General features: G+C 69.8%; 5 protein-coding genes. All 5 read left to right on the top strand.

Features of this window, described 5'->3' with window-relative positions:
* Nucleotides 1-120: 120 nt before the first annotated feature.
* Entirely contained in the window at nt 121-3,609 is a 3,489-nt protein-coding gene (locus CJ197_RS13845; protein ID WP_102237330.1) for an efflux RND transporter permease subunit, read from the top strand.
* A 39-nt stretch (nt 3,610-3,648) separates the two neighbouring features.
* Nucleotides 3,649-5,250, top strand: coding sequence for a cell wall metabolism sensor histidine kinase WalK (locus CJ197_RS13850; RefSeq protein ID WP_102237331.1), 1,602 nt, complete (start codon nt 3,649-3,651; stop codon nt 5,248-5,250).
* A complete protein-coding gene (locus CJ197_RS13855; protein WP_102237332.1) occupies nt 5,247-5,936 on the top strand; it encodes a response regulator transcription factor in 690 nt (229 codons plus the stop codon). The genes CJ197_RS13850 and CJ197_RS13855 overlap by 4 nt, the downstream gene beginning before the upstream one ends.
* A 176-nt stretch (nt 5,937-6,112) precedes the next feature.
* Complete coding sequence (locus CJ197_RS15255; protein ID WP_102237337.1) at nt 6,113-6,727, top strand: hypothetical protein; 615 nt, start codon at nt 6,113-6,115, stop codon at nt 6,725-6,727.
* Nucleotides 6,728-7,612: 885 nt separating this feature from the next.
* Nucleotides 7,613-8,852: hypothetical protein (locus CJ197_RS13865; RefSeq protein WP_102237333.1), on the top strand; the 1,240-nt coding region annotated here is incomplete at its 3' end.

Below are 8,852 nucleotides of genomic sequence, written 5' to 3' on the forward strand. Positions count from 1 at the left end.
CGGACGCTCAGGGCGCTGTGAGAAGGTTCCCGCGAGGCCTCTGGGTCTCCCGTCCATCCGGTCCCGGGCGCCTGCTGTGTCGTCGCCCCGGCGCCCCTTTGTCATCTCGCAGGAGCTCGCGTGAATCGCCTGGCCACACTCAGCCTGAACAACCGATCCTTCATCGCGCTGGTGTGCATCGCGGTGTCGATCATCGGCGCACTGGTCATGACCACGATGCGCCAGGAGCTGATCCCGTCGGTGCAGCTGCCGCAGATCCAGGTGATCACCACCTCTCCGGGCTCGTCCTCGGAGCAGGTGCGCGAGCGGATCTCCCGGCCGGTGGAGCAGGCGGTCAGCGGCCTGGAGAACGTGGAGGGGACCTCGTCGACCTCGCAGGCGGGGCTGTCGATGGTGACGGTCGAGCTCACCTACGGCACCGATGTGGCGCGCTCCTCGAACCAGGTCGATGCGGCGCTGACGCGCATCGAGGACCAGCTGCCGGAGGAGGCGGAGCCGACGGTCATGGCCGGCGGCACCTCCGATATCCCGGCCGTGGTCACGTCGATCTCCTCCGATCTGGAGCCGGCGCAGCTGGCCACGCGCCTCGAGGCATCCGTGGTGCGCGAGGTGGAGCGCGTGGACGGGGTGGCGCAGGTGATGGTGGTGGGCGCCCCCGAGGAGATCGTCCGCATCACGCCCGACGAGGACGCCCTGGCCGAGCATGGCCTGAGCGAGGACGACATCGCCACCGCCCTGGATGAGAACGGCCTGTCCCTGCCGGGCGGCACCGTGACCGACGATGACCGCACCCTGGATGTGGTGCTCGGCCAGCGGATCGACAGCATCGAGAGCCTCGAGGGGCTCATGGTGATGCCGGCCGACGGCGGCGGCGAGCAGCCGGGCCAGGAGCAGCAGGGCCAGGAGGGCGAGGGCCAGCTGGGGGCCGACGGGCAGCCTGGCGCGGAGGCCCAGCCCGGCGCCGACGCCCAGCCCGGCGCCCCCGAACAGCCGGGCGAGCCTGAGCAGCCCGCCGAGCCTGAGCAGCCCGCCGAGCCCGTCGAGCTCTCCGAGATCGCGACCGTGGAGCGCACCACGCAGGACCCGACCTCGATCTCCCGCACCAACGGCCGCGAGTCCCTCGTCATGGTCGTGACCGCCACCGTGGACGGCAACGTCGTGGATGTGTCCGACGGGGTTGAGCAGGCCCTCGCCGACACCCTCCCGGGCGTGGGCGGTGGCGCCGAGTCCGATGTGGTCTTCGACCAGGCGCCCTTCATCCAGGAGTCCATCGTCGCGCTCGCCGAGGAGGGCCTGCTGGGTCTGCTCTTCGCCGTCGGCGTGATCCTGCTGTTCCTGCGGCGCGTGCGCCCCACCGTGGTCACCGCGATCTCGATCCCCACCTCGCTGCTCATCGCGTTCATCGGCATGTACGTCACCGGCTACACGCTGAACATGCTGACCCTGGCGGCGCTGACCATCTCGATCGGCCGTGTGGTGGATGACTCCATCGTCGTGATCGAGAACATCATGCGCCACCTCGCGTACGGCAAGACCCGTCGGCGCGCGATCCTGGACGCGACCGGGGAGGTGGCCGGCGCGATCACCGCCTCCACCCTCGCCACCGTCATCGTGTTCCTGCCCATCGCCGTGGTCTCCGGCATGGCGGGGGAGCTGTTCCGCCCCTTCGCCCTGACCGTCGGCATCGCAATGCTGTCCTCCCTGCTGGTGGCGCTGACGATCGTGCCGGTGCTGGCCTACTGGTTCCTGAAGGTCCCCAAGGGCCATGAGGACCTGGACCCCGATGACGCCGCGCAGGTCGCCCAAATCCGCCGGGAGTCGGAGGCGAAGGAGGAGCGGTCCTTCCTGCATCGCCTGTATGCGCCGACCCTGCGCGCCACCCTCGCCACGCGCACCCGACGCCTGCTGACCGTCGGCGCGTCGATCGCGATCCTGGTGGGCACCGTGTTCCTGCTGCCGCTGGTGAACATCTCCTTCCTGGGGGATACGGGGCAGAACATCGCCGCGCTCTCCCAGACGCTCCCGGCCGGCACGAGCCTCGAGCAGTCCTCCGAGAAGGCCGCCGAGAGCGAGGAGGCGCTGCTGGAGATCGACGGGGTGCAGACCGTGCAGACCACCGTCGGCGGCGGCCAGTTCGGTTTCGGCGGGGGACCGGAGGAGGTCAGCTACTCGATCACCACGGATCCGGATGCGGATCAGCAGGCCCTGCAGGATGAGATGGTCGCCGCGGTCAGCGCGATCGAGGGCTCCGGGGAGGTGGAAGCGGCCGATGTCGCCTCGCCGACGGGCTCCAGCTCGGTGGACATCCTCATCACCGGCCCCACCCCCGATGACCGCCAGGCCGCGAGCGACGCCCTGCTCGAGCAGCTGGATCCGCTGCCCGAGGGGGTGCGGGAGGTCTCCACCGATCTCGCAGCCGAGAAGCCGACCGCCCAGGTCACCGTGGATCGGGAGGCTGCTGCCGCGCGGGGTCTGACCGAGGATGCGGTGGTGGGGCTCGTGGCCCGCGCGATGTTCCCCGGCGCCGTGGGCAGCGTGACGCTGGATGACCAGGAGCTGTCGATCTACATCACGCGCACCGAGAGCATCGACACCCTCGAGCAGCTGCGGGAGCTTGACCTCATGCCGGGTCTGCCGCTGACGGATGTCGCCGAGGTCAGCGAGGAGATGTCCCGCCCGACGATCTCCACGCGCGACTCGCTCGAGACGGTGACCGTTTCGCTGATCCCCGCGGGGGAGGACGTCGGCATTGCGAGCGATGCGGCGCTCGCCGCGATCGATGAGGCGGAGCTGCCGGAGGGCGTGGAGGCCACGCTCGGCGGCACCGCCGCGGATATCAACGAGACCTTCGGCCAGCTGGGCATCGCCATGGTTGCCGCGGTGCTGCTGACGTATGTGCTGCTGGTGTGGATCTTCAAGTCGCTGATCCAGCCGCTCGTGCTGCTGGTCTCGATCCCGTTCGCGGCCACCGGCTCGCTGGGTCTGCTGGCGCTGACCGGAGTGCCGCTGGGCCTGCCGTCGATGATCGGCCTGCTGATGCTGGTGGGCATCGTGGTGACCAATGCGATCGTGCTGATCGACCTGGTGAACCAGTACCGACGCGCCGGCATGGCCCTGGATGAGGCGATCCACGTGGGGGCGGCGAAGCGTCTACGGCCGATCCTCATGACCGCGGCGGCGACGATCTTCGCGCTGATCCCCATGGCGCTGGGCCTGACCGGCAACGCGGGCTTCATCGCCCAGCCCCTCGCAGTGGTGGTGATCGGCGGTCTGATCACCTCGACTCTGCTGACCCTGGTCATCGTGCCGGTGCTGTACCGGATCACCGAGGGCCCGGGGGAGCGGCGCCGCCTGCGGGAGGAGGCCCGGCAGGAGGAGCTGCGGGAGAAGCGCGAGGCGCGGGACCGTGAAGCACGTGAGGCGCGGGGCCGTGAGGCACGCGCGGAGCGCGAGCAGGAAGAGCGGCGCGAGGCGGAGCCCGGGGACGGACCCGCGCGCGAGCCTGACCCGACCACGACCGCGACCACCGGCACGGGCCGTCGGCGTCGGTCCCTCAAGGATCGCGGCGGGATCGTGGGGATGCTGCGCGAGCGCCGACGTCGGCCCTGACCCCACGGTCATCCAAATGGTCTCGCCTACCATCGGGCCATGCCCACCCCTGCCCCGGCGCTGAGCGCGCGTGACCGGCCGAGCCTGCGTGAGCGGATCTGGCCGCGCTCCCGCACGGTCCGCACCCGGGTGCTCACGGTGATGCTCGCCTTCATGGCGGCGGGTCTGGCGATCACCGGTCTGCTGACCTATGCCGCCCAGTTCCGGGCCCTGGACCATCGGGTGGAGGCCGAGCTGTGGCAGGAGTACAGCGAGCTGGAGCTCATTGCCGGTGATCGCGGTCCCGATGGCGATTCTGGGCACGAGACCGTCGACTCTCTGCTGCTGGCCGCCACGGATTCCGCCGCCCCCTCGGACAATGAATCGGTGATCACCTTCGTCGACGGTGAGAAGCGCTACCAGCCACGCGTCCAGGACTTTGCGCTGCTGCCCGATGATTCCGCCGAATCGCTGCGGGTCAAGGATGCGATCCTCGCCGAGCATCGGCCCGGCCGCTCCCGGATCGTCGAGATGGAGGCGCATGGCCGGCAGCTGCAGATGCTCGTCGCCTCCGTGACGGTCGCCGGGGATGACTCCGAGGGCGTGTTCGTCGTCGCCTCCGACATCGGCACCCAGCGCCGTGACCTGTGGCAGAGCGTCGGCGTGTTCACCGGCCTGTCGCTGGCGACCCTGCTGGTCGCCGGCTGGGTGGGGTACGTCGTGATCGGCCGCCTGCTGCGCCCCCTGCAGGATCTGCGCGCCGCCACCGGGCAGATCACCGTCGCCGACCTCGAATACCGCGTCCCCGTCCCCGGCGGCGGCGATGACATCTCGGCGCTGGCCCGCAACTTCAACCACATGCTGGGGCGGATCCAGGGCGGCGTCGCCGAGCAGCGGCGCTTCATGAGCGACGTCGGCCATGAGCTGCGCACGCCGCTGACCATCGTGCGCGGGACCCTCGAGATGACGGATGCCGATGACCCGTCGGACGTGCGCGAATCCCATGACATTGCGATGGAGGAGCTGGACCGGATGGGCCGCGTGGTAGGGGATCTCTCGGAGCTCGCCGCCTCCGCCCGCCCCGACTTCGTGCGCCGCGCTCCGCTCGACCTGGTCGCCTTCGCACGCTCCGCCTTCGCCCGCATCTCGCATATCGCCGAGCGCAACTGGGTGTTCGAGCGCGCCGCCGACGTCGTGGCCGATGCCGATGAGCAGCGCCTCACCCAGGCTGTCGTGCAGCTGGCCGCCAACGCCGTGCGCTACAGCGATGAGGGCTCCACCATCCGCTTCAGCGCGGACCGGGTACTGGGTGCCGACGGCCCCGAGATCCACGTGACCGTGCAGGACGAGGGCGTGGGTATCGCCCCGGAGGATCAGCGCCGCATCTTCGAGCGTTTCGCCCGGGTAGATGACTCCCGCGGCAACGGCTCCGGGCTGGGCCTGCCGATCGTGCTCGCGATCGCCGAAGGGCACGGCGGCGTGGTACGGCTGCTCTCCGCCCCGGACAAGGGCTCCACGTTCACGATCGCGTTCCCGCAGCACGTGGACGGGGGACAAGGGGCCGACGGGGGTGCGTCGGGCGATACTGATCAGGCACGGACGGCCGGTGGAATAGTGGCTGCTGACCTGCCGGCGAGGAGAAACGGAGAGGACGGGGCATGAGGATCCTGATCGCCGAGGACGAGGCGCGGATCGCGCGGTTCATGGAACGCGGCCTGAAGGCCAACGGCTATGCACCCACGATCGTCGAGGACGGCATCTCCGCCCTGGACCTCGCCTCGAGCGGTGACTTCGACCTGCTGATCCTGGATGTGGGTCTGCCGCGCATGGACGGCTTCCAGGTGCTGCGCGCCCTGCGTGGCATGGACGTGCAGATCCCGATCCTCATGGTCACCGCGCGCACCGGCGTTGAGGACACCGTGCAGGGCCTCGAGGGCGGTGCGAACGACTACATCGCCAAGCCCTTCCGCTTCGAGGAGCTGCTGGCCCGCGTGAAGCTGCGGGCCCGCGAAGCCACCGCCGGTGCCGGGACGGTCAGCGCCGACGTGCTCGAGCTGGGCGATCTCGCCCTGGACCTGCGCACCCGCGTGGCCCGCTGCGAGGTGGGCGGCCAGGAGCGGTCCGTCGAGCTGTCCTCGCGCGAATTCACCATGGCGCGCGTGTTCCTCGAGAACCCCAACCAGGTCCTCACCCGCGACCTGCTGCTGTCCAAGGTGTGGGGCTACGACTACGACGGCGCCTCGAATGTGGTGGACGTGTACGTGGGGTACCTGCGCGGCAAGCTCGGGGCGAAGTGCCTGGTCACCGTGCGGGGCGCGGGGTACAAGATGGTGGACCCGGGGGCGTGAGGGCGGGGCTGGATGCCGTGCGGCTGCCCGGCCCCGTCGGCCCCGCTGGTGTTGCCGCTGCCCGGCCCCGTCGGCTCCGCTGGTGTTGCGGCTGCCCGGCCCCGTCGGCTCTTTCATGAGAGCTCTCTCATGATCCCTTCACCGCCCCCTCACCGCGCCCGGTGACCATGGGCCGCATGAAGGCACTGCGCACACTGGGGATCATCGTGGCTGTCGCGTTCGCGGCGGTGGCGCTGGCTGTGCTGCCCGAGATCGAGGAGGCTCCGACGGCGCGGCCCGGCATCACGGTGGGCGACCCGTCGGATGCCGGCGGTGCGGGGGAGGCGCGCGGGGCTGCGGGGGATGACCGCACTGGGGACGGTTCTGGGGCTGGGGGGCCTGGGGTGGATGCACGCGGGCCGCTGCCGGGAACGGAGGCGGACCCGGTCGCACTGCCCCGTCCGACGGTCACTGAACAGCCTGATCAGGGGGGCGGCCCTGGCTCTGCAGTGGCGCCGGTGAAGACCAAGCCGGCGCCGGAGCCGACTCCGGAGCCCGCACCGCGGCCGAGCACCGGCGGGAACGGCGGCTCCGGCGGCGATACCGGGTCCGGGGGATCGGGTGGCTCCGGCGGTTCAGGCGGATCCGGGGGGAGTGGTTCAACCGGTGGCTCTGGCGGTGGCAGGAGCACGCCGCCGCGACCGTCCGGCGTCTGCGAATGGGACGACGGCGAGCTCGAGTGCGATGACGACGACGATGATGACGATGATGACGACGACGATGACGATGATGACGACGATGACGATGACTGAGGTCGCGCCGGGCCGGTGATGTTCGGCTGGTGAGGTCGGGCTGATGCCGTCGGGGCTGGTGACGTCGAGGCTGGTGACGTGGCGTCCCGGGGGTCGGGCAGCATCGGGCTCGTGAAGTCGGCATATCGGGTACTACGGCGTCGGCATGGGGACATAGGGCCTAGCGGTGGGGCAGGGGTTGGTGCGGCCGGGGGTACTGACCAACGGTGCCTATTGGTGGGCATGGTGTAGCGCTGTGGGACCCAGCGAAGGGCGGGCATGCCACTGATGGGCGGGCCGACAGGGCCGATCCTGAGCCGTATCGAGCCATGTTCTTCGGGGGATGGCGCTGAAGGGTGGGCGAATAACGTCAGCGGGGCGCGTACGGAATGCCAATATCGTCCGGAAGGGCGGTGGCGAAATGCTACAGAGGAACCAGGCAGGTCCTCACGGTGGGGCGAGGTGGGCGTCGTCCAGCCCCAATATCACATGGCCCTGACAGACGAGCTGCGGGGTGTGGGTAAGGCGTCCACCTGTGGATACGGCTGTGGATGGCGGCCTGTGCGCAGCGATGGATTTGCTGTTAGATGTGGAGGGGCATTGCGACCTTTCCTCCACAGCGGGGGTTTATCCACAAATTCATCCACATTTGCTGCGAGGCCTTCCGTGGGTGGGGTTTGAGTGGGATCATGGAAGTGTTCGGAAAGGTTCGATGTGGCGCCGGAAAGGGGGTGCGTGATGGGACTCGATGATGTACAGCCGGGCAGAGCTGGTTCGCGGCCGGTGAGCCGCGGCGAGGGCGCGTCGCGCGCCCCGCGTACGGGTGGGCGCGGGAAGGATGCGGCGGCCACTCCCGCTGGCCCTCCGCGCAGGATCATTCGCGGGCGCGGCGCCACCACGCCCGCGATGGCCGCGGTGCGCTCCGGCTCGGAGGCGGACTGTGATGAAGCCCAGCTCATGGTCCGGGTGCAGGAACGCCGTCGCCTCGCCGGCACCCTCTACGCCGAAGAGCTCCGTGACCTGGCGCTGCTGTGGACCGTGGATGACGACCATCCCGGTGAGGCGGATGAACTGGCCGTGAACTGCTTGATCGCCGCAGCGGGGCTGCGCTCCAAGGTGGGGCGCGCGGAGGGGAAGCTGCGTGATGCTGTGCAGGCCACCCGTGACCTGCCCCTGTGCCTGGATCTCGTCGCGGGTGGTGTGTTGCCGGTGGAGTGGTTTGAGTGGTTGATCCGCTCCACGCGCCGACTCGAGCCTGAGCAGCGTCGTCAGGTTGATGATGTGGTCGCGGAGTGGGACCTCGCAGGGATCGACGTGAACCGCTTCTACCGCGAGCTGCGCATGCTCATCGCGTGGTTCGGTGCTGGACTGCAGCAGGAGCATCCCACCCAGCAGCGCAATGTCGAGGTGTTCCCCTCCCCAGACATGGACGGCACCGCGTGCCTGCAGGTCACCGGCCCGGTCCCGGAGATCACCGCGCTCGGCCACCGACTCGACGCCGCCGCGAGGGCCGTCCAGATGGCGCAGCGCCAGGCACTGGCCGCGGCACGCGGCGAAAGAACCGGTTGTGGCGACGGCACGGCGGGGTCGATTGATCTCTCGACACTCCCGTTCGACCTGGGGCCGCTCGCGGGCGACTCCACTGCTCAGGCCGACCATGACGACGCCCGTTCCTTCGCCGACGCCGCCCATTCGCTTGACCCCGCCGCGGTCCCGTTTGACGTGTTCGGTACTGTCGCCGAAACCGGCAGGCCTATGAGTCTCGCGGCGCTGCGTTACGCGATCCTGACCCGGACCGCGTTCGGGACCGAGGGTATTGAGGTGCCGGAGTCGGGGTTCCGCATCAACGTCACCGTGCCCGTGATGACGCTGCTCGGTCAGTCGGATGCGCCCGGTGAGGTGGATGGGGCGCATCCGATCCCGCCCGCCATGGCCCGGGATCTCGTGGTGAACGCCCCGGTGTTCCACCGGGTGCTGACCGATCCCGTGGACGGCAGTTTCCTGCCCCGGGCGGCGAAGACGTATCAGGTGAGTCGGTCGATGCAGGAGTTGCTGCGGCAGATCGACCCGATCTGCGCAGTCCCCGGGTGCAGCACGATCGTCACCACCAGCGGCGAAAGTGACCACATCGAAGAATTCGACCACC

This window comes from Brachybacterium sp. UMB0905, assembly GCF_002871795.1.
Lineage (GTDB): Bacteria > Actinomycetota > Actinomycetes > Actinomycetales > Dermabacteraceae > Brachybacterium.